This is a genomic window from Salegentibacter flavus (assembly GCF_900115145.1).
Lineage (GTDB): Bacteria > Bacteroidota > Bacteroidia > Flavobacteriales > Flavobacteriaceae > Salegentibacter > Salegentibacter flavus.
In genome coordinates, this window is the sequence record NZ_FOVL01000011.1 from 19,322 (window position 1) to 41,266 (window position 21,945).

Below are 21,945 nucleotides of genomic sequence, written 5' to 3' on the forward strand. Positions count from 1 at the left end.
GAATGAGCACATTCACTATTTTTTTAGCACTAATTATTATTGTAGCCTTTTTACTGATAGTAGTAATTATGGTACAAAACCCTAAAGGTGGCGGTTTATCTTCTTCTTTTGGCGGCGGAGGTCAACAGGTTGGTGGCGTTCAAAAGACGGGCGACTTTTTAGATAAGAGTACCTGGACCCTGGCTACTTTATTATTGGTTTTGATCCTGCTTTCCAACATTACGATCATGGATGGCAGTGGAATTAGTGAATCACGTGTATTTGAAGGTGACGAAGAAATAGAAACAAATATCCCTGCTCCTATTCAGGCACCAGTTGATCCTGAAGCTGACAACAATTAGGGATTAGCGATACATCATAAAAAATTTAATGCCAGCTTATGACAAGCTGGCATTTTTTGTTTCTATATGTCAGTAATTATCCGATGGCACAATTTTAGAAACTCCAGTATTCACTTAAAAATTTAATTAACCTTAAAAATAAATTTATAAAAAATGGGACTAAACATTAAACCGCTTTCAGACCGGGTACTTATCGAACCGGCAGCAGCCGAAACAAAAACCGCTTCGGGAATTTACATCCCTGAAACAGCCAAGGAAAAACCTCAACGCGGGAAAGTAGTAGCTGTAGGTAAAGGCAACAAAGATCACGACATGACGGTAAAAGAAGGTGATATGGTTCTTTACGGAAAATACGCCGGTACCGAACTTAAACTGGAAGGTAAAGATTACCTTATTATGCGGGAAGATGATATACTTGCAATAGTATAAGACTTCGCTTTTCCTAATGGGAATTTTCAATAAAAACACTAATATTAATAGCATTCCGCCTTCGCGGAATTAACTAAATTAAATTTAACTATGGCCAAAGATATAAAATATGACATCGAAGCCCGAAACGGGATTAAACGCGGTGTAGATGCATTGGCGAATGCCGTAAAAGTAACCCTTGGACCAAAGGGACGTAACGTAATTATCAGTAAATCTTTTGGTGCTCCAACCGTAACCAAAGATGGTGTTACTGTAGCAAAAGAAATAGAGCTGGAAGACGCTCTTGAAAATATGGGTGCTCAAATGGTTAAGGAAGTAGCCTCAAAAACCAACGACCTTGCCGGTGATGGTACTACTACTGCTACTGTTCTTGCACAGGCTATCGTAAAAGAAGGCCTTAAGAACGTTGCTTCCGGTGCTAACCCAATGGACCTTAAACGCGGGATCGACAAAGCAGTTATAGCGCTAACCAAAGATCTTGAAAAACAAACCAAAGAAGTAGGAGACTCTTCTGAAAAAATTAAGCAGGTTGCATCTATTTCTGCCAACAACGACGAGCACATCGGAGAACTTATCGCCGAGGCCTTCGGAAAAGTTGGAAAAGAAGGGGTGATTACCGTAGAAGAAGCAAAGGGTACTGAAACTCACGTAGATGTAGTAGAAGGTATGCAGTTTGACCGTGGTTATCTTTCTCCATACTTTGTTACCAATAGCGAGAAAATGACTGCCGATCTTGAAAATCCTTATATCCTTCTTTTTGACAAGAAGATATCTGCGATGAAAGATCTTTTACCAGTTCTTGAGCCGGTAGCTCAATCAGGAAAGCCGCTTTTGATTATTGCTGAAGATGTAGACGGGGAAGCCCTTGCAACTCTTGTAGTGAATAAACTACGTGGCTCGCTTAAGATCGCTGCAGTGAAAGCTCCAGGTTTTGGAGACCGAAGAAAAGCAATGCTTGAAGATATCGCTATCTTAACCGGTGGAACAGTAATTTCTGAAGAAAGAGGATTCACTCTTGAAAATACCACCATCGATATGCTTGGTACTGCTGAAAAAGTAGCTATCGATAAAGACAACACTACTATCGTAAATGGTGCCGGAGACAATGCTACTATTGAAAACCGGGTGAACCAGATCAAGTCTCAGATCGAGTCTACTACTTCAGATTACGATAAAGAAAAACTTCAGGAGCGTTTGGCTAAACTAGCCGGAGGTGTTGCCGTACTTTATGTAGGCGCTGCTTCAGAAGTAGAAATGAAAGAGAAGAAAGACCGTGTAGACGATGCCCTTCACGCTACGAGAGCGGCTGTAGAAGAAGGAATCGTTGCCGGAGGTGGAGTCGCTCTTGTACGCGCTCAGGCAGTACTAAAAAGCCTTAAAGTTGAAAATGCCGATGAGGCAACCGGTATCCAGATCGTAATACGCGCTATAGAGTCTCCGCTTAGAACTATCGTTGAAAACGCAGGAGGCGAAGGTTCAGTAGTGATCAATAAAGTACTGGAAGGCGACAAAGACTTTGGTTATGATGCCAAAACCAACACCTTTGTAGATATGATGAAAGCCGGAATTATAGATCCTAAGAAAGTAACCAGAATAGCTCTTGAAAATGCTGCTTCAGTTGCCGGAATGATCCTAACTACCGAATGCGCCCTTACCGACATCCCAGAGGATGACAAAGGCGGCGGAGGTATGCCCGGAGGAATGGGCGGAGGCATGCCCGGAATGATGTAACAGGCTAAACCTGTAGGTAAATAATCAATCCCGCTTCTTCTTGAGCGGGATTTTTTTGTCTTATATAAAAAAGGAGCTTTCCACCTGGCACAGACAGAAAGCTCCTTCCAAATTAAACCTCAAAGATTAAAGGTCAAAGATAATCAACGAAAACTCAGACAATAACCTGCTCTTGTTTTAGAAGAGCCTCCAGTTTATTGGCTGCATTTAAACATTTGCTCACTTTAGGCACATCACTGCAATCCCGGGTATTCAAAGTATGGGATCCACACTGAAGCGCACTTAAATCCAGCTGCGCAAAATTTTTATTAATGTTTAAACATTTCTCGTACAGGCAATCCAGGGTTTTACAATCATCTACCTCAACCTGGTGCTTCAGAAGGTAACCCTTTAGAAAGTTCTCAATGGAGAATTGTGCATTCTTACAAACCGAATAGGTTACAAGATCCTCCTCTGGCCTGAAAAATTCGTCGTTAGCCTGACTTAATTTTTCCAGAGCCTCATCAAAAAAATTGTTATTGGCTTTCATTTGTATGATTTTAAAATATTGATTCTTTCTAAAGGGTCAACTTACAATTTGTATTACATATCTCTAAAGAGCTGAAGTTTCTCCCATTTGGTTTCCACTTCTTCCTGGGCACGTTTTAAAAGTTCAGCACCCATTTCAGCGTTCTCCTTTACTACCCGGGTAAATCGGGTTTCCTTATACATAAACTCGCTTAACGGAGCTGCAGGAGCTTTAGAATCCAGTTTAAACCGCTTGCCTTTTGGCTGGGCAGGATTAAACCTGAACAACGGCCAGTAGCCGGTTTCAACCGCTTTTTCCTGTTGAGTAACCCCGTGTTTCAGTTCGTAACCGTGTTCTCCACAATGAGAGTACGCGATAATGATAGAAGGACCGGGATAAGCTGCCGCTTCCTCAATGGCTTTAAGCGTCTGAAGGTCTTTTGCACCAATAGCAACTTGTGCTACATATACATTTTGATAAGAAACCGCTTGCAAGGCCAAGCTCTTTTTAGAGGATTTTTTACCTGAAACCGCAAACTTGGCACTTGCTCCCAGAGGAGTCGCTTTAGACATTTGCCCTCCGGTATTTGAGTAAACCTCAGTATCCATTACCAGGATATTGATATCTTCTCCTGAAGCCAGAACGTGATCTACGCCACCGTATCCAATATCATAAGCCCAGCCATCGCCACCTAAGATCCATACCGCTTTTTTGCGCAGGTATTGGGTAAGCTGGTTCAGTTTTCGGGCCTCATCGGTATCGATGGTTTCCAGAATAGACTTAAGTTCGGCTATATGAGCGTGTTTCTGTTTCTTCTGAGTTTCATCTTCTTCAGTATTATTCAGAATAGAAGCTACAAGTTCTTTTCCAATTACCGGTTCCAGTTCATTTAGCAGATCTACGGCGATTTCCTGTTTCTTAGACAGAGCCAACTTCATACCTAAACCAAATTCGGCATTATCTTCAAAAAGGGAGTTAGCCCAAGCCGGTCCCCTTCCAAACTCGTTGGTTTTATAAGGAGTGGTAGGCAGGTTACCTCCATAAATTGAGGAACAACCAGTAGCATTCGCGATTAAAATACTATCCCCATATAATTGGGTAAGCATTTTAATATAGGGTGTTTCCCCACATCCGGAACAGGCTCCTGAGAACTCAAACAATGGCTCAAGGAATTGTGATCCTTTAAGGTTTGTGATCTGAAGTTCTGAACGATCGTAGTAAGGTAATTCTGTGAAGTAATCCCAGTTCTGATTCTGTTCAGCAGCAACATCGAGTTTGCTATGCATATTGATAGCCTTAAAGTTTTCGATCTCCTTGCTTTCAGCAGGACAAACGGCAACACAAAGATCACAGCCTGTACAGTCTTCAGGAGAAACCTGAAGAATATAGGATTCAGCCTTACTGTCAAATGGACGACCTTTGGCAGGAACTGCCTTAAAGGTGCCCGGGGCATCGGCCAGTTGCTCGTTAGGAACAACCTTAGACCTTATCGCGGCGTGCGGACAGATAGCCACACATTTATTACACTGGGTACAAAGATCTTCTCCATCCCAAACAGGAACGAAATCGGCGATCCCGCGTTTTTCAAATTGGGTGGTACCGGTGGGGAAAGTTCCGTCTACCGGAAAAGCACTTACCGGCAAGCCATCTCCTTCTCCTGCCAGGATCTTACCGAGAACCTCTTTCACAAAAGGATCGGCATCACCTGTCATCATCGGGGTAAGACCACGGGTACTTGTTATTTGTTTTGGGTATTCTACTTTCTGAAGATTTGCTAGAGAGCTGTCTACCGCGTCAAAATTCATCTTCACGATCTTATCTCCTTTGTGGGAATAAGATTTAACGATAGCATCCTTGATCTTCTGAATCGCTTCATCTTTTCGGAGCACGCCGGAAATAGCAAAGAAACAGGTTTGCAGCACCGTATTGGTCCTTTTCCCCAGTTTTGCTTCGTGAGCTACTTTAGTAGCATCTATTACGTAGAATTCAAGTTCATTTTCCACAATCTCCTCCTGCATTTTCTGCGGAAGTTCATCCCAGATCTCTTCATTAGAGAAGGGAGCGTTGAGAAGGAAGGTTCCGCCCTTTTTCACCTTCTTCAGAATATCATATTTTTCAATGAAATTAAATTGATGACAGGCAATGAAATCAGCGGTATTTATAAGGTAACTTGAAAAGATAGGTTCCGGGCCAAAACGAAGGTGGGAAACGGTTTGAGCTCCGGCTTTTTTGGAGTCATAAACAAAGTATCCCTGAACGTAATTATCAGTAGTTTCTCCAATGATCTTAATGGAGTTTTTGTTTGCACCTACAGTACCATCAGACCCTAACCCATAGAACATACAGTTGAAGGTCGCTTTTTTGGTTTTGAAAACCGGGTTATAAAGCAAACTCTTAAAACTAAGGTCATCATTAATACCTATAGTAAAGTGGTTCTTGGGTTCGGCTTTGAACATTTCATCAAAAACACCTTTTACCATCGCAGGATTGAATTCTTTGGAAGACAATCCATAACGACCACCAATAATCTGAGGCATTGCCCGATCGCTTTCAACAAAAGCAGTGATTACGTCAAGATATAAAGGTTCCCCGATACTTCCCGGTTCTTTGGTCCTGTCTAAAACAGCGATCTTTTTAACGCTGGATGGAATCTTATCCATAAAATCCTTCATAGAGAAAGGCCTGTAAAGACGAATAAATAAAGCTCCAACTTTTTCATCATCATTGAGCAGGGTCTCCACGGTTTCTTTCACCGCACCTTCCCCGGAGCCCATAATAATAATAAGTCTTTCAGCTTCGGGATGGCCTACATAGTCATAAAGGTTATATCGACGACCAGTATGAGCATAAAATTCGTCCATCACATCCTGAACGATACCCGGCACCTTTTCATAATGTAAATTGGAAGCTTCTCTGGCCTGGAAGAAAACATCAGGGTTTTGAGAAGTCCCTCTAATCACCGGCCTATCGGGATCAAGAGACCGGTTTTTATGGTCCATGATCTTATCTTCCGGCATCATTTCTTTAATGATATCATCGGTGATCCCATCGATCTTTGATATTTCGTGGGAGGTCCTAAATCCATCAAAAATATTCATAAACGGAACACGGCTACGCAAAGTAGCCACCTGGGAGATAAGAGCAAAATCCATCGCCTCCTGTACAGAGCCACCAAAGAGCATAGAAAAGCCCGTTTGCCGGGCTGCCATAACATCAGAATGATCTCCGAAAATAGAAAGCGCGTGAGTAGCTATCGTCCTGGCTGCCACGTGAATTACCGTGGGCAGTAATTCCCCGGCTATTTTATACATATTAGGAATCATAAGCAACAACCCCTGCGAAGCAGTAAAGGTGGTAGTAAGAGCACCAGCCTGCAAAGAGCCATGTACGGTACCTGCGGCACCTCCTTCACTTTGCATTTCCACAATGCGCGGGATGTTATTCCAGATATTCTTTTGGCCCTTTGAACTGAAAATATCAACGTGCTCCCCCATAGGCGAAGCGGGGGTAATAGGATAAATAGCACAGACTTCATTTGTTTTATGCGCCACCTTTGCAACCGCCTCATTGGCATCACAAATGAGTTTGGGAAATTTTTCGATCATTTTACATCTTTTTTAAAAAATTTATGCTCCGTGTAGCCATTCTTTTTTCTCCAGTAACTGTGCTTCAGTTTCTTCATGCCCGGGATCTGGCAGACATGCGTCTACAGGACAAACGGATGCACACTGAGGCTCATCGTGGAATCCTTGACACTCAGTACATTTATCTGAAACGATAAAGTAGAATTCATCTGAAATCGGTTCATTTTCTTCATCGGCGTCTACCTCTTTGCCACTTGGCGTAGTTACAGTTCCGCTTAAAGAAGTTTCATCGGAATAAGACCATTCCTGATCTGGCTCATAAATTGCGTTGTTTGGACATTCTGAAATGCACGCATCACAGTTGATGCAATCCTCTGTTATAAAAAGTGCCATAGATATTTTTATTATGTTAAACTATCCCATAAAGTTAGAGAGCATCATCCTCTCAAATTATGACAATCATCATATTTTTTAATAATTGAAAATCAGCAATGAAAAAGGGGTTTTATGATGGCAATCATATTTAAAAGGCAAGGGTAAATTTAAATTTGGTACAGATCATCTACTATCAGTAAATGAACTGATGGTATTAAAAATACTAGGTTTATGATTACACTTGAAAAGAATCCCAATGCTGAAGCCCTGGATGCTGTTGTAATTCGTTTTGTAGGCGATTCAGGTGACGGAATGCAATTAACCGGCACCCAGTTTTCTGACACCTCGGCCATGTTTGGTAATGATGTGGCTACTTTTCCTAATTATCCTTCTGAAATAAGGGCTCCCCAAGGGAGTTTATACGGAGTTTCAGGGTTCCAGGTACATATTGGGAGTGTAGAGGTTAGCACCCCAGGTGATAACTTAGATCTGCTGGTGGCGATGAACCCCGCAGGTTTAAAGACCAATTTGTACGCGGTAAAACCGGGTAATACTATAATAATAGACAGCGATTCCTTTACCAAGAAGAATCTTGAAAAAGCACAATATGAAACCAATCCTCTGGAAGACGGAAGTCTTGAAAACTATAGGGTTGTTCAGGTGCCAATGACCTCTTTAACCAAAGAGGCTTTAAAGGATGTTGAAGGTATGGATAATAAAAGCATCACCCGAAGCAAGAATATGTTTGCCCTGGGGATGGTTTACTGGTTATACGACAGGAATCCCGAGCATACTATCGAGTTCTTTGAGAAAAAATTCAAAAACAAACCTCATTTAATCAAAGCCAACACCAAAGTATTGAATGCCGGCTTTTTTTATGCAGAAACCATAGAGTTAATTCCTAACTCCTATAGCATCTCTCCCGCAAAAATGAAGGAGGGAACTTACAGGATCATTATGGGTAATACGGCTACCGCCTGGGGTTTCCTGGCTGCAGCCGAAAAATCGGGGAGAGAGTTATTTTTAGGCTCCTACCCTATTACTCCAGCGACAGATATTTTACACGAGCTGGTAAAACACAAGCATTTTGGTGTAAAAGCTTTTCAGGCCGAGGATGAGATAGCAGGTATAAGCTCGGCTATAGGCGCTTCCTTTGCCGGCGATCTTGCCATCACTACAACCTCAGGACCCGGTCTCGCCTTGAAAGGAGAAGCCTTAGGTCTTGCAGTAATGATAGAATTACCCCTTGTAGTTGTGAATGTTCAGCGTGGCGGGCCGTCTACAGGACTACCCACTAAAACAGAACAATCTGATCTTATGCAGGCAATGTACGGCCGCAACGGAGAAAGTCCGGTGATCGTAATCGCCGCGAGCACCCCGGCCAACTGTTTCAACTACGCTTACCAGGCTTCAAAACTTGCCCTTGAACATATGACTCCGGTGGTATTACTCACCGATGGATATATCGCCAATGGTTCGGCCCCCTGGAAGATAAAAAGTCTCGAAGAAATGCCCGAGATCAAAAACAACCTGGTTAATGAGGTTAAGGAAAACTGGCACCCCTACGATCGTGACGAAGATACCCTGGCAAGAAACTGGGCAATCCCGGGAACGCCAGGACTGGAACATCGCGTTGGTGGACTTGAAAAAGACCGCATTACGGGCGATGTATCTCACGTTCCGGAAAACCACGAAATCATGACCCATACCAGGGCCGAGAAAGTAAAAAGAGTGGAGAATTATATACCCGAGATTCAGCCTGAGTTTGCCCAGGAAGGAGAACTACTGGTGATTGGTTGGGGAGGAACTTACGGCTCGCTGCATTCAGCAGTTAAGCAAATAGTGGAAGAGGAAGGTTACAACAATATAGGTTTTGCTCATTTCAACTATATAAATCCACTTCCTAAAAACACGGGAGAGGTTCTAAGCAGATATAAGAAAATACTTGTTTGTGAACTTAATAACGGACAGTTTGTGAATGTGCTCCGAATGAACTTTGAAGAACAAAAATTCCATCAGTTTAATAAAATTCAGGGCTTGCCTTTCGCCAACAGCGAACTCATCGAAAAATTCAAACAAATAGCAAAGTAATCATGGAAACAACTGTAGAGAAATATACTTACAAAGATTTTGCAAATGACCAGGAAGTAAGATGGTGTCCGGGCTGTGATGACTATGTTATTTTACGCTCGGTACAAAAGGCACTTCCTGAAACAGGAGTTAAAAAAGAAGATGTGGTCTTTATCTCAGGAATTGGCTGTTCTTCGCGTTTCCCTTACTATATGGGAACCTATGGGATGCATGGCATTCACGGGAGAGCTCCCGCCATCGCCTCAGGAGTGAAGCTGGCTAATCCAGACCTAAGCGTTTGGGTAATCACAGGAGACGGAGACAGTATGGCTATTGGAGGAAACCATTTCATACATGTTCTAAGACGGAATATTGACCTTAATATTATTCTGTTTAACAACGAGATCTACGGACTTACCAAAGGACAGTTCTCGCCAACCTCGCTGGTAGGACAAAAAACCAAATCTTCACCTTATGGGAACACCCAGCCACCGTTTCAACCCGGTGAATTAGCTATAGGTGCAAAAGCCAGATTTTTTGCAAGAATAGGAGGAAATGCTCCTAAGGAAATGACCGACATCTTTATTGAAGCTCAGAAATTTAAAGGCACCTCATTAGTTGAAGTGCTTCAAAACTGTGTGATCTTCAATGATGGTTGCTACGTTAAATATACCGATAAGAAAGTGCGCGAAGACAAACAACTTTTTGTTGAGCATGGAAAACCTATGATTTTCGGAAAAAACAAAGATCAGGGACTGGTACTAAACGGACTTAAACTGGAAACAGTCACCATAGGTGAGAACGGAATTACAGAGGAGGATATTCTTATTCACGACGCAAAAACCGAAGATCCTACTATGCACCAGATGCTTGTAAGGCTGGAGGATCCCTTAGTGACTGGAATTATACGAAGTTTTCAGGATGTTACGCTGGAAGAAAGAGAGGACGCGTTAACCGCACAGATAAAAGCAAAATCTGAATTCAGGAAAACCAACGACCTATTCTTTTCAGGAGAAACCTATCAGGTAAATTAACACATACCTGATGGCCATCAGTTTTTAATGTTTTGAAAACTGTTAATTTTATTAACATATTAAGAACTATAATATGGGTTCAGAAGCACTGATAGTATTCTTTCTCGCCGGCGTTGTCCTGGTCGCCGGCGCGAATTTTATCTCAAATTTAATATCACACAAATCAGATAATCCGCAGAAAAGGGAACCTTATGAAAGTGGGATGCCTACTATAGGTCCTACCTGGGTTCAGTTTAAGGTCGGTTTTTATCTCTTCGCAATCCTATTTTTAATCTTCGATGTAGAAATAGCTTTTCTGGTTCCCTGGGCCGTAGTGTATCAGGAAGTAGGAACCGTGGCTTTGGTGGAGATCATCATCTTTCTGTCTATTCTGGGATTAGGTTTGGCATATGCGTGGAAAAAAGGAGCATTAAAATGGAAGTAGAAAATCAAAAAGTACCAGAAGATTTTCCAGGCCAGGTTTTACCGGCAGGGAATGGAGCGAATATCATTATAACCTCATTGGACAAGGTCATTAACTGGGGGCGATCCAATTCGTTGTGGTCGCTGTACTTCGGGACAAGTTGCTGCGCCATAGAAATGATGCAAACCGGAGCTGCCCGACATGATTATTCAAGATTTGGCTTTGAGGTAGCCAGACCTTCCCCAAGGCAGGCCGACCTGATCATCATTGCCGGAACTATCGTGAATAAGATGGCTCCGGTACTACGCCGGCTTTACGACCAGATGGCAGAACCGAAATACGTGATCGCCATGGGTGCCTGCGCAATATCGGGCGGTCCTTTCTTTTACAATTCGTATTCGGTAGTAAAAGGTGCAGATCACGTGATTCCTGTAGATGTATATGTTCCCGGATGCCCTCCGCGACCGGAAGCTTTACTTGACGGGATGCTCAAGCTCCAGGATAAAATTCGTACAGAGAGCATAAAAAACAGGAAAAATCCTGTGGAAGGTTTTGATGAAGGACTTTAAAGAAGCTAGTTATGACAAATCAAGAATTACAGGAATTGATTACCAGCTGGTTTTCCGGCCCTGAAAGCGCCCACCTGGAATTTACAGAAGAAGGTTCCCAGTTTCTGAATCTTAGCATAGATCCCGATTATCTGCACGAACTAATGTCCTGGTTGAAGACAAATAATAAAACCAGTTTCGACTACCTTTTTTGCCTTACCGGGGTAGACTGGGGAAAAGAACTTGGGGTAGTCTACCACTTGGAATCTACCACGCACCGTCATATTCTGGTGGTGAAAGTGCAAACTTCAGACAGAGAAAATCCGGTTTTTGATTCAGTTCAGGATATATGGCCTACTGCCAACTTCCACGAAAGAGAGGTTTTTGACCTCTTCGGAATAAAATTTAAAGGCCATCCCAATTTAAAACGCTTGTTTTTGCCAGAAGACTGGGAAGGCTTTCCGCTTAGAAAGGATTACGTAGATGAAGTAAATATGGTTGTTAAATAAAGAAATATGGAAACTGATACTATAAATAACAGCTTTAAATCTGAGGAATACTTCATCAATATGGGACCTCAACACCCTGCAACTCACGGGGTATTGCGACTTTTACTCACCATAGATGGAGAGATTATAAAAAAGGTAGAACCAGACCTGGGATATATCCACCGATCCATAGAAAAGATGTGTGAACGCGACAGTTATCAGCAGATCGTACACCTTACCGACAGGATGGATTATTTATCCTCCCACATTAATAATGAAGCTGTTTGTCTCGCCGTTGAGAATGCCCTGGAGATTGAAGTGCCCGAGCGGGTAAAAGTAATAAGGACCATTATAGACGAATTAACCCGAATTTCTTCCCACACGCTTTGGTGGGGGGTTATGGGAATGGATGTGGGGGCCCTTACCTCCTATTTCTATGGCTTTCGGGACCGGGAATTGATCAACGATATTTTTGAAGAAACCTGCGGTGCCCGTTTAACTATGAATTATAATATTCCGGGCGGCCTGATGCAGGACATACATCCTAATTTTGTTAAAAGGGTAAAAGAATTCATCGCTCATTTCAAAACCAAATTACCTGAATACGATAAACTGCTTACCGGAAACATCATTTTTCAGAAGAGGACAAAAGGTGTAGGTGTGCTGAGCAAAGAAGATGCTATCGCTTTTGGGGCTTCCGGCCCTGTGGCAAGAGGTTCGGGTTATTCCTGCGATGTAAGAAAATATCACCCCTACAGCGCTCTGGATAAAATCACTTTCAACGAAGCCTTACATACCGAAGGTGATTCTTATGCCCGGTATCTGGTAAGAATTCAGGAAATGTGGGAATCAATTTCCATCATTGAACAACTCATTGACAATATTCCGGAAGGGGACTTCAAGGTTGCTACCAAGGCTGTGATCAAGCTTCCGAAGGGAGAATATTATCAAAAGGTAGAAACTGCAAGAGGCGAACTGGGAGTTTATATTATAAGTACGGGAGGAAAGAATCCGCACAGGATGAAATTCCGTTCTCCGGGGCTTTCAAATCTTTCCCTGTTAAACCATATAACTGTAGGCGGAAAAATTGGAGATCTGGTTGCCACGATGGCCACCATAGATATTGTTGTACCAGATATTGATCGTTAAAACTGAAACAATGTATAGTTCCCTTATCATAACAAACAATATTCACAGCTGGGTTTTAAGTTGGATGCCGGCAGCGGCAACAGGTATTATCGAAATGATAATGATCGCCCTGGCCTACCTGACACTTTTTGCTGTTTTGGGCTTATTCCTGGTTTTAATGGAAAGAAAGGTAGCCGCCTGGTTCCAGTTAAGGATTGGCCCAAACAGGGTTGGTTTTTTCGGAATGTTCCAGACCATAGCCGATGCACTTAAACTTCTATCAAAAGAGCTCACCGGCACAGATAAAGCGGATAAATTCCTTTATAATTTAGCTCCTTATTTTCTGATTATTTCCTCACTGATGGCCCTGGCCGTTTTTCCATTTTCCAAAAATCTTCAGGCCTTCGATATAAATATTGGGATCTTTTTCCTTATTGCTATCTCCTCTATTGGAGTTATCGGGATATTACTGGGCGGCTGGAGCAGTAACAACAAATTTGCATTAATCGGAGCGATGCGTAGCGGAGTTCAGACTATTAGCTATGAGCTTTCAGTAGGACTTTCCTTGCTTACCATGATCCTGCTTACCGGTAGCCTGCAACTTTCAGAAATAATAGAAGTACAAAAAAGCGGGTGGCTCATTGTCCAGGGGCATATTCCCGCAGTGATTGCCTTTATGATCTATATGATCGCGGGAACCGCAGAAACCAACCGGGCACCCTTTGATATGGTAGAAGCCGAATCGGAACTGGGAGCCGGTTTCCACACCGAGTACTCAGGGATGAAATTCGCTTATTTCTTTTTAGCTGAATTCATCAATATGTTTATCATAGCCGCTATTGGGACTACAGTATTCTTCGGGGGTTGGTTGTCGCCATTTGGAATAACAGAATCAATTCCGTGGCTCGGTGTATTCTGGTTCATGATCAAAACTTTTGCCCTGGTGTTTTTAATGATGTGGTTCCGGTGGACCTTCCCCAGGCTTAGAGTAGACCAACTCCTCACCCTGGAATGGAAGTATCTATTGCCCATCAACCTGTTTAACATCGTGCTAATGGCAATAATAATATGGCTTAATTTCACAATTCAATTTTAGAAATTATGAGTTATTTTTCAGACATATACCACGGAATACGAACCCTGCTAACCGGTATGGGCGTAACAGGAAAGTATTTCCTGCACTCCAGAAAAGGAGCCATCACCCAACAATATCCGGATAATCGCGACACGCTGAAAATGTTTGAGCGTTTTCGGGGAGAGGTGGTAATGCCTCACGATGAAAATAATGAACACAGCTGCACCGGTTGCCAGAAGTGTGAGATCGCCTGCCCTAACGGCAGTATAGAAATAATCTGGGACCGTCAGGTAGATCCCGAGACCGGGAAAAAGAAAAAATTGATAGATAAGCATATCTATCACCTGGGAATGTGCACTCAATGCGGGTTATGCATTGATGCCTGCCCTTCAGACGCAATAAAATGGGCGCAAAATTTCGAAAATGCAGTTTACGACAGGAGTCAGCTTACAAGAGTTTTAAATAGACCCGGATCCAAAGTAAGAGCCGGTGTAGAAGAATAAGGATATGGAAAAGTATATTTTTTATGTTTTAGCCTTAATAATGATAATCTCTGCCATAGCCTCGGTGAGCAGCCGGAAGATGTTGCGCTCGGTGGTTTATCTGCTTTTTGTCTTAATAGGCATAGCCGGAATTTATTTTATGGCAGACTATAACTTTTTAGCTGCCATTCAACTTACCGTTTATGCCGGAGGAATAATTGTGTTGATCATTTTTTCGGTTTTGCTGGTGCATCATATCGATATGGAACTGGAAGTCGCTAAAAAATCCAAACGAATTATCACGGCATTAGCCTCTTTAATTGGTTTAGGCGTTTTTCTAACCACAATTTATTCTCATCCATTTGTTGAAACCACTACAGCTGTAACCACTACCACGGCAGATATTGGCTTTGCTCTTTTAAGCACTGAAGCAGGCGGTTTTATTCTGCCTTTTGAAGTGATAAGTATTCTCCTGCTGGCGGTAATGATAGGAGCTATTGTGATCGCCAAGGGAGAAGATGACACTGAAGAGGAACCAAAAGAACCTCCTATAGTAAAACAAGAAGAACCGGTTGAAAAGAAGAAAGAACTTCTGGAAAACGAGGTAACTGTTTAATTGAATTAAAAATAAGAATCATGATACCCGGCATTAGCATAACAGAAATTCTCACTCTCACCTCTATCCTGTTCTTCATTGGAATTTATGGATTCATTACCCGAACCAATCTCATTTCAATGTTGATCTCGGTAGAGATCATCCTGAACTCTACGGTGATAAATTTTGTGATTATCAACAAATACCTCTACCCTGAACTTTTACAAGGGGTGGTTTATGGAATATTTATAATTGCTGTGGCAGCTGCAGAAACTGCTTTAGCAGTAGCAATAATCATCAACCTCTACAAGCAAATAAGCTCTGTAGAGGTAAAAGAAACTGAAACTCTGAAGTATTAAAAGACGGAAGCTATGAACATAAGTTATCTCTTTTTAATCCCAATTATTCCTCTGGCTGTCTTTCTGGTTTTGGGAATCTTCAACAAAAAGATCAAACCGGCCATTTCGGGATGGGTTGGTGTTGCAGGACTCACCGCCTCCACCTTACTTTCATTTTATGCCGCTTTTCAGTATTTCTTTGTTATCGGAAAATTAGATGGTGCTTACCAGACCTTCACTGAAAAAACGGTCTGGATGAACTTCACAGATACGCTTCATATAGATCTCGGGATCCTTGTTGATCCTATTTCCATAATGATGCTTATCGTAGTTTCTACCATCTCCCTGATGGTTCATATTTACAGTCGCGGATATATGAAAGGGGACCCGGGATATACCAAATTCTTTGCTTTTCTTTCGCTTTTCACCTTTTCTATGTATGGTTTGGTGTTGGCTACCAATCTTTTCCAGATCTACATTTTCTGGGAATTGGTAGGGGTTTCCTCTTTCTTACTAATCGGCTATTATTATACGAAGAACTCGGCAGTTGCCGCGGCCAAAAAGGCTTTTATCGTTACCAGATTTGCTGATTTTGGTTTCCTTATTGGAATCCTGATAATTGGTTTCTATACCGGCACCTGGGATTTTGAAACTTTAAACAATCCTGAAGGCGCTGCAATTGCAAACTGGGCTTCTACCTCCTTTATGGGCTTATCGGTATTAACCTGGGCCCTGATACTAATCTTTATAGGAGGTGCGGGGAAATCGGCTATGTTCCCTTTACACATCTGGCTTCCCGATGCGATGGAAGGGCCAACACCGGTTTCGGCTTTAATACACGCGGCCACCATGGTGGTTGCCGGAGTTTACCTGGTTGCCCGGCTTTTCCCGATGTATTATTTTGTCGAAGAAGGTTTTGTCTTAAATATAGTAGCCTATGTGGGCGCATTTTCTTCCCTTTTTGCTGCGATCATAGCGATTACACAAACCGATATCAAAAGAGTGCTTGCCTTTTCTACCATGTCACAAATTGGCTACATGATGATGTCCCTTGGAGTTTCAGGCTTTGATGGTCACGAGGGAGTGGGCTATATGGCCTCGATGTTCCACCTGTTCACACACGCAATGTTCAAGGCACTATTATTCCTTGGCGCGGGATCGGTGATTCACGCTGTACACAGCAATTACCTCAAGGATATGGGCGGTTTGAGAAAGCATATGCCTGTTACCAACATCACTTTCCTCATCGCCGCACTGGCAATCGCAGGGGTTCCACCTCTGGCAGGTTTCTGGAGTAAGGATGAGATCCTTGTGGCGGCTTATGAAAACAGTCAGTTTCTCTATTCAATAGGAATTCTGGTAGCCGGATTAACCGCTTTCTATATGTTCCGGCTTTACTTCGGAATATTCTGGGGAAAAGAGACCACTTATGCTCATAAACCGAAGGAATCTCCACGCTCTATGACTATTCCGTTGGTCATCCTGGCGGTTTTCAGCGTTGTAGTTGGGTTCATTCCTTTCAGTGAATATGTTACCGCTGACAAGTTGGGATTTGTAGCACACCTCAACTATCCGCTGGCGGCAACCGCGGTACTTATTGGACTGTTAGGTATTATTTTCGCTTGGATCTTCTATAAAAAAGAAAACGATCTCGCCGAAAGATTTGCCAATGCCTTTGGGTTCTTCTACAAATGGGCCAGCAATAAATTCTATTTCGACGAACTATACCTTTTCATTACCCGTAAACTGATCTTTAAAAGAATTTCGGCACCAATCGCCTATTTCGATAAGAAATTTGTAGACGGGACTATGGAAGGTATTGGTAACAAAACTTTGGTTATTGCCAATAAAATTAAAGGAATACAGTCTGGAAAAGTTCAGGATTATGCCTTCGGCTTTATAAGCGGGGTTGTAGTACTGGCAATCATTTTCATTTACCTATGGACTAATTAATTAATCATTATGGACATTTTATCTCTCTTTGTTGTTCTTCCGGTACTCGTAATCATCGCCTTGATTTTTACGAAAGGATTAAAGCAGGCCCGGCAAATAGCTATGGTAGGCAGTATTATTCAGTTGGGGATGGCGATAAATCTGCTTTTCGCCTACCTGAAGGAACAAAGTATAAACGATAGCATATTCGTGTTTACCAGGGATATCGTCTGGTTTGAAGAATTCAACATCCATTATAATATTGGGGTTGATGGGATCTCGGTCGCACTAATTCTTTTAACCTCTATAATCGTATTGGCCGGGGTATTTATTTCCTGGAAAACCTACGATTTGCCCAAAGAATTCTTTGTTTCATTACTGGTATTGGCGACAGGGGTTTACGGATTCTTTATTTCCATAGATCTGTTTACCATGTTCCTTTTCTATGAAATCGCGGTGATCCCTATGTATCTCCTCATTGGAATCTGGGGTTCAGGGCCCAAAGAATATTCTGCAATGAAATTAACCCTAATGTTAATGGGAGCATCTGCCCTGTTACTGGTTGGAATTCTGGGTATCTATTTCAACTCAAATGCAGATGGCGGGCCACTAACTTTTAGTATTCTGGAGATCGCACAGGTAAATATCCCTTTTGAAGCTCAAAAATTATTCTTTCCATTAATCTTTATAGGTTTTGCCGTGCTGGGAGCTTTATTCCCGTTTCACACCTGGTCTCCCGATGGGCACGCCTCGGCCCCTACCGCAGTTTCTATGCTGCACGCAGGGGTTTTAATGAAACTTGGGGGCTATGGAGTCTTCAGGGTGGCGATGTTCCTTCTCCCTCAAGGCGCTATGGAATGGTCATGGTTCTTCATTATTTTATCGGCGACCGGAGTGATCTACGGAGCTTTTGCCGCAATAAGACAAACCGATCTAAAATATATCAACGCCTATTCTTCGGTTAGTCACCTGGGGCTGGTGTTATTTGCTCTATTAATGCTGAATAAAACCGCCTGGAACGGAGCGATATTACAATCATTATCCCACGGCTTCATGACAGCCCTTTTCTTTGCCTTAATAGGAATGATCTACACCAGAACTAATACGCGGGATATTACCAAGCTGGGAGGGCTTTTAAAAGTGATCCCATTTATTTCGGTAATATATGTTATCGCAGGCCTGGCTTCCCTCGGCTTGCCAGGCTTCAGTGGATTTGTAGCCGAAATGAACATTTTTGTGGGAGCATTTCAGAATGAAGATATGTTCCACAGGGTGGTCACCATAATTTCGGTTTCAGCAATCGTAGTTACGGCAGTGTACATTTTACGGGTAGTAGGAATAATGCTGATGGGACCTGTGAAGAATGAAAGCTACTTAAGCCTTCCACAAGCTACCTGGTATGAGACAACCGGGGTGCTTTTATTACTTCTTCCTATAGTGGGAATTGGTGTAGCTCCATTATGGCTAAGCGATATGATATTAAAAAGTTTACAACCCTTTTTGCAGGGAGTATTATAATTTAAACAAGAACGAAAATGGAACTTAGTAGTTTTTTCCTGATGCGGCACGAGATGGTCCTCCTGGCAATAGCCCTGATCCTGATTATTGCTGAAATCTTAATTCCGAAGCAAAAAAAATCCAGTGCTGTTCATCTGGCTATATTTCTCTTCGGAATCCATACTGCACTGGGCTTTTTCCCACTGGAAGAAAGCAGCTTGTTCGGCGGGATGTTTAGAACCAACAGCCTGATTCACTTCTTTAAAAATGTACTGAATATCGGGGTGTTTATTCTCCTGCTGCAGTCTGCCGACTGGATTCAGGAAAAGATCGTAAAGCTAAACCGTGGCACCGAATTTTTTATCCTGCTTTTCTTCTCCCTTCTGGGAATGTATTTTATGATCTCTGCGGGCGACTTCCTGATGTTTTATATTGGGATGGAACTTTCCACTATTCCGGTAGCCGCTCTTGCAGCTTTTGAACTGGTAAAAAGAAGTTCCAGCGAAGCCGGGATAAAACTTATACTTTCAGCGGCCATGGCTTCTGGAATTTCGCTTTTTGGGATTTCGATGCTCTACGCAACTTCAGGCTCCATATATTTTCACGACATCATTGAGGTAATAACCTCCAACAATTTAACGATCCTGGGATTTGTCCTGTTTTTTGCAGGATTGGCTTTCAAGATTTCCCTGGTACCATTCCACTTCTGGACCGCAGATGTTTATGAAGGAGCGCCGATAAGCGTTGCCTCTTATCTTTCGGTTATTTCTAAAGGTGCGGCGGTATTTATCTTGATGATCCTAATGTTTACCGTGCTTAAGCCTCTAATGGAGGTGTGGGAAAATATGATCTACGTAATTGCTCTGGCAACAATGTTTGTGGGAAACCTGTTTGCTCTTCGCCAGCAGAACATGAAACGTTTCCTCGCTTTTTCCTCAATTGCCCAGGCAGGTTTTATTTTGCTGGGACTAATAACCGGAACTCAACTGGGGACAGCTTCCGTAGTATATTTTGTGATGATCTATATCTTTTCCAACCTTGCCGCCTTTGGGGTGGTTCAGGCAATTTCATTAAAAACAGGGAAAGAGAATATAGATGATTATAACGGTTTGTACCGAACCAATCCTAAGTTGAGTCTCATAATGCTACTGGCTTTATTCTCCCTGGCGGGAATTCCACCAGTGGCAGGATTCTTCGGAAAATTCTTCCTGTATACCGCAGCTGCAAGTGAAGGCTATTACCTGCTTGTATTCTTAGCTGTAGTGAACGTAACCATCTCCCTATATTATTACCTGTTGGTAGTAAGAGCGATGTTCCTGCGCACAAACGAAAACCCAATCCCATTTTTCAATAATAAGCTTTATATGAGATTAGGACTTGGAATTACGGTAATTGGTATCATGGTATTGGGTCTCTACAGTCCGTTATACGATTATATTTATGAACTAAGCGCAGTTTTTAATCAATAAGTTATAATAAGTTATGGCACTAGAAGGAAAACATACATTTGGCAGTATAGGAGATACCAGGGTTAGCTTTGTTGAAAAGAAAATACCCGAAGAGAGAAAGGAATTCCTGAAAAAACTCCTGGAACATAACGGTTTTGAGGTGATCGTGGAAGAAGAAAAGCGAAAATCTGAAGAAGAACCGCAACTCTACACCGTAGCCGTAACAGATATGGTATTCAACCCCACAACATACGTTTTTGAGCGCCGTTTAAAGACCTTTGACGGGCATAAGGTCACTCAGGATTACTGGAACCAGAAATCAGAAGACACCAATCCACACTACTGGAAATAAGCTGATCGAAGATATTCTTCAAATAATTGCAAACCTCATAACACAAAAAACATGAAATTCTTAAACCTCCTATTATTTCTGGTGCTCTCATTAAACTGGGTAAATGCACAAGATTTAAAACCCTATGTGCTGGCATTGGAAACAACCGAACATATATCAGAATTAAAAGATAAGTTATCCCTAAACTTACAACAAAATGGTATTGAAGTGGTAGGTCAATACCAGCCTGCAAATGATCCTAACCGATGGATCTTTATTTTTACATCTCCCGAACTGAAATCGGCAGTAAAAGAGGTTGGCCAATTAACCGGATTTGCTGCAAGCCTGCGGGTAGCGATTACCCGTGAAAATGGGAAAACACTGGTATCTTATACCAATCCTGTTTATTGGGGAAATGCTTATTTCAGAAACGACTTCCCTAAGGTTTCTGCTCGTTATACAAAGCTTAGCAGCAAACTGGAAAGTGCCATGGAAGCCACAGGTTCCTTTAAAAATCTGGCCTTCGGTTCAGAAAAAGGTTTATCTGAACAAAAGCTAAGAAAATATCATTATATGTTTGCCATGCCTTACTTTGATGATACTATTGAACTGGGAAGCTTTAACAGTTACCAAACAGCCACAAATAAAGTTGAATCGGCGGCCAAAGAAAAGAACTCCAATTTGCAAATGCTTTATAAAATTGAAATCCCAGGAAAAAACATGGCCCTTTATGGCTTTGGGATTAACGGAGAAAAAGGAGAGGCTAAATTTCTCCCCATAATCGATATTGGTAATCCTAAACACACAGCTTTCCTTCCTTACGAGGTATTAGTTACCGGAAATGAAGTTCACATGCTTCATGGGAGATATAGAATTGCCATTGCCTTTCCCGATTTAACGATGGGTACTTTCAGCAAAATAATGTCGACCCCGGGAGATATTGAGGATTCATTGGAGCAATTGGTGAAATAGTATATATAATTATATATCAAATTTGAAATGTGGTCCCTTTTATTTCTAAAAGGGATCTCTAAAAAGAAACGCCTTTTTTTGGGTCATTCTTACAAAAAGGAGAGATTTCAGAATAATCCTAAAAACAAAAAAGCCTCTTCCCGCATACACGGGAAAAAGCTTCTCATCAGTCGGCCATAAAATCCTGGAATCCCAGGGATTTCAATGGCTAACTACACAATCCCGAAAAATCGGGACAAACAACACAACTACTCTTTAGCCAAAAAAAGCTCCCCGCTTAGAGGAGCTTCCTTGCTTCCGATAGCTATCGGAATTTGCTTTCTGGAGGAGACTATGACTAACCGCTGCACTCCTAGCTAAATAAGGGATCACAGAAGCTAGTTTCTTACATTCACCGAATTATCCACTTTTTGAAAAAATATTACCATTGCTTCTTGTCGATTGTCGGAATTATTATGTGAAACCAATTTGATGTAACTATCTGCAACTATTTCCATTGCCTAACACTGGTGATGCCTACTACTTGAGGTAGACTGATTAAAAACCTGAATTCAACGTTCAGGTAAATATTAAAATAAGCATTTTTAGGGAGAGATATACCCGCAGGGCAGAAATTAGTGTTTACGGAGATCGATC

Annotated in this window: 21 protein-coding genes; 18 read left to right on the forward strand and 3 right to left on the reverse strand. The window is 42.1% G+C overall.

Features of this window, described 5'->3' with window-relative positions:
• The first annotated feature begins 2 nt into the window (after window positions 1-2).
• The 3 genes from secG to groL all read left to right on the forward strand — a co-directional run bounded on the left by secG (window position 3) and on the right by groL (window position 2,501).
• Window positions 3-341, forward strand: coding sequence for a preprotein translocase subunit SecG (secG, locus tag BM266_RS09610; RefSeq protein WP_093408881.1), 339 nt, complete (start codon window positions 3-5; stop codon window positions 339-341).
• Window positions 342-494: 153 nt separating this feature from the next.
• Window positions 495-770 carry a co-chaperone GroES gene (locus BM266_RS09615; protein WP_093408883.1) on the forward strand — a complete coding sequence of 92 codons (276 nt, stop codon included), beginning with the start codon at window positions 495-497 and terminating at the stop codon, window positions 768-770.
• A gap of 90 nt (window positions 771-860) precedes the next feature.
• Complete coding sequence (gene groL, locus BM266_RS09620) at window positions 861-2,501, forward strand: chaperonin GroEL (protein ID WP_093408887.1); 1,641 nt, start codon at window positions 861-863, stop codon at window positions 2,499-2,501.
• A 154-nt stretch (window positions 2,502-2,655) separates the two neighbouring features.
• Here groL and BM266_RS09625 read toward each other — a convergent pair whose 3' ends face one another.
• The 3 genes from BM266_RS09625 to BM266_RS09635 are packed head-to-tail and all read right to left on the reverse strand — an operon-like array spanning window position 2,656 to window position 6,986.
• A complete protein-coding gene (locus tag BM266_RS09625; RefSeq protein WP_093408890.1) occupies window positions 2,656-3,030 on the reverse strand; it encodes a hypothetical protein in 375 nt (124 codons plus the stop codon).
• Window positions 3,031-3,083: 53 nt separating this feature from the next.
• Entirely contained in the window at window positions 3,084-6,614 is a 3,531-nt protein-coding gene (nifJ, locus tag BM266_RS09630; protein WP_093408893.1) for a pyruvate:ferredoxin (flavodoxin) oxidoreductase, read from the reverse strand.
• Between the two features lie 21 nt (window positions 6,615-6,635).
• Entirely contained in the window at window positions 6,636-6,986 is a 351-nt protein-coding gene (locus BM266_RS09635; RefSeq protein WP_093408895.1) for a 4Fe-4S dicluster domain-containing protein, read from the reverse strand.
• Between the two features lie 213 nt (window positions 6,987-7,199).
• Here BM266_RS09635 and BM266_RS09640 point away from each other — a divergent pair, with 213 nt between their 5' ends.
• From BM266_RS09640 to BM266_RS09710, 15 genes are all read left to right on the forward strand, one after another.
• Window positions 7,200-9,059 carry a 2-oxoacid:acceptor oxidoreductase subunit alpha gene (locus tag BM266_RS09640; RefSeq protein ID WP_093408898.1) on the forward strand — a complete coding sequence of 620 codons (1,860 nt, stop codon included), beginning with the start codon at window positions 7,200-7,202 and terminating at the stop codon, window positions 9,057-9,059.
• Window positions 9,060-9,061: 2 nt separating this feature from the next.
• Window positions 9,062-10,072, forward strand: a complete 1,011-nt coding sequence (locus BM266_RS09645; RefSeq protein WP_093408900.1) for a 2-oxoacid:ferredoxin oxidoreductase subunit beta — start codon at window positions 9,062-9,064, stop codon at window positions 10,070-10,072.
• Window positions 10,073-10,145: 73 nt separating this feature from the next.
• Window positions 10,146-10,496 (forward strand): NADH-quinone oxidoreductase subunit A, encoded by a 351-nt coding sequence (locus BM266_RS09650; RefSeq protein ID WP_093408903.1) that lies wholly within the window; start codon window positions 10,146-10,148, stop codon window positions 10,494-10,496.
• The gene (locus BM266_RS09655; RefSeq protein WP_093408905.1) at window positions 10,487-11,044 is read left to right on the forward strand and encodes an NADH-quinone oxidoreductase subunit B; all 558 of its coding nucleotides are present in this window, start codon (window positions 10,487-10,489) and stop codon (window positions 11,042-11,044) included. Before BM266_RS09650 ends, BM266_RS09655 begins: the two co-directional genes overlap by 10 nt.
• A gap of 11 nt (window positions 11,045-11,055) precedes the next feature.
• On the forward strand, window positions 11,056-11,532 hold the full coding sequence (locus BM266_RS09660; protein ID WP_093408908.1) for an NADH-quinone oxidoreductase subunit C: 477 nt from the start codon (window positions 11,056-11,058) through the stop codon (window positions 11,530-11,532).
• Between the two features lie 6 nt (window positions 11,533-11,538).
• Entirely contained in the window at window positions 11,539-12,660 is a 1,122-nt protein-coding gene (locus BM266_RS09665) for an NADH-quinone oxidoreductase subunit D (protein WP_093408910.1), read from the forward strand.
• A gap of 10 nt (window positions 12,661-12,670) precedes the next feature.
• Window positions 12,671-13,735: an NADH-quinone oxidoreductase subunit NuoH gene (gene nuoH / locus BM266_RS09670; protein WP_093408913.1), complete on the forward strand. Its 1,065-nt coding sequence runs from the start codon at window positions 12,671-12,673 to the stop codon at window positions 13,733-13,735.
• A gap of 5 nt (window positions 13,736-13,740) precedes the next feature.
• On the forward strand, window positions 13,741-14,217 hold the full coding sequence (locus tag BM266_RS09675) for a 4Fe-4S binding protein (RefSeq protein ID WP_093408915.1): 477 nt from the start codon (window positions 13,741-13,743) through the stop codon (window positions 14,215-14,217).
• A gap of 4 nt (window positions 14,218-14,221) precedes the next feature.
• Complete coding sequence (locus tag BM266_RS09680; RefSeq protein ID WP_093408918.1) at window positions 14,222-14,812, forward strand: NADH-quinone oxidoreductase subunit J family protein; 591 nt, start codon at window positions 14,222-14,224, stop codon at window positions 14,810-14,812.
• A gap of 20 nt (window positions 14,813-14,832) precedes the next feature.
• Entirely contained in the window at window positions 14,833-15,150 is a 318-nt protein-coding gene (gene nuoK / locus BM266_RS09685) for an NADH-quinone oxidoreductase subunit NuoK (RefSeq protein ID WP_093408920.1), read from the forward strand.
• 12 nt (window positions 15,151-15,162) lie between these two features.
• Window positions 15,163-17,082, forward strand: a complete 1,920-nt coding sequence (nuoL, locus tag BM266_RS09690; protein ID WP_093408923.1) for an NADH-quinone oxidoreductase subunit L — start codon at window positions 15,163-15,165, stop codon at window positions 17,080-17,082.
• Between the two features lie 9 nt (window positions 17,083-17,091).
• Complete coding sequence (locus BM266_RS09695; protein WP_093408925.1) at window positions 17,092-18,579, forward strand: complex I subunit 4 family protein; 1,488 nt, start codon at window positions 17,092-17,094, stop codon at window positions 18,577-18,579.
• Window positions 18,580-18,596: 17 nt separating this feature from the next.
• The gene (locus tag BM266_RS09700; protein ID WP_093408927.1) at window positions 18,597-20,027 is read left to right on the forward strand and encodes an NADH-quinone oxidoreductase subunit N; all 1,431 of its coding nucleotides are present in this window, start codon (window positions 18,597-18,599) and stop codon (window positions 20,025-20,027) included.
• Window positions 20,028-20,040: 13 nt separating this feature from the next.
• Window positions 20,041-20,358: a hypothetical protein gene (locus BM266_RS09705; protein WP_093408930.1), complete on the forward strand. Its 318-nt coding sequence runs from the start codon at window positions 20,041-20,043 to the stop codon at window positions 20,356-20,358.
• 51 nt (window positions 20,359-20,409) lie between these two features.
• Window positions 20,410-21,309: a hypothetical protein gene (locus BM266_RS09710; protein ID WP_093408932.1), complete on the forward strand. Its 900-nt coding sequence runs from the start codon at window positions 20,410-20,412 to the stop codon at window positions 21,307-21,309.
• The last annotated feature ends 636 nt before the right edge of the window (window positions 21,310-21,945 follow it).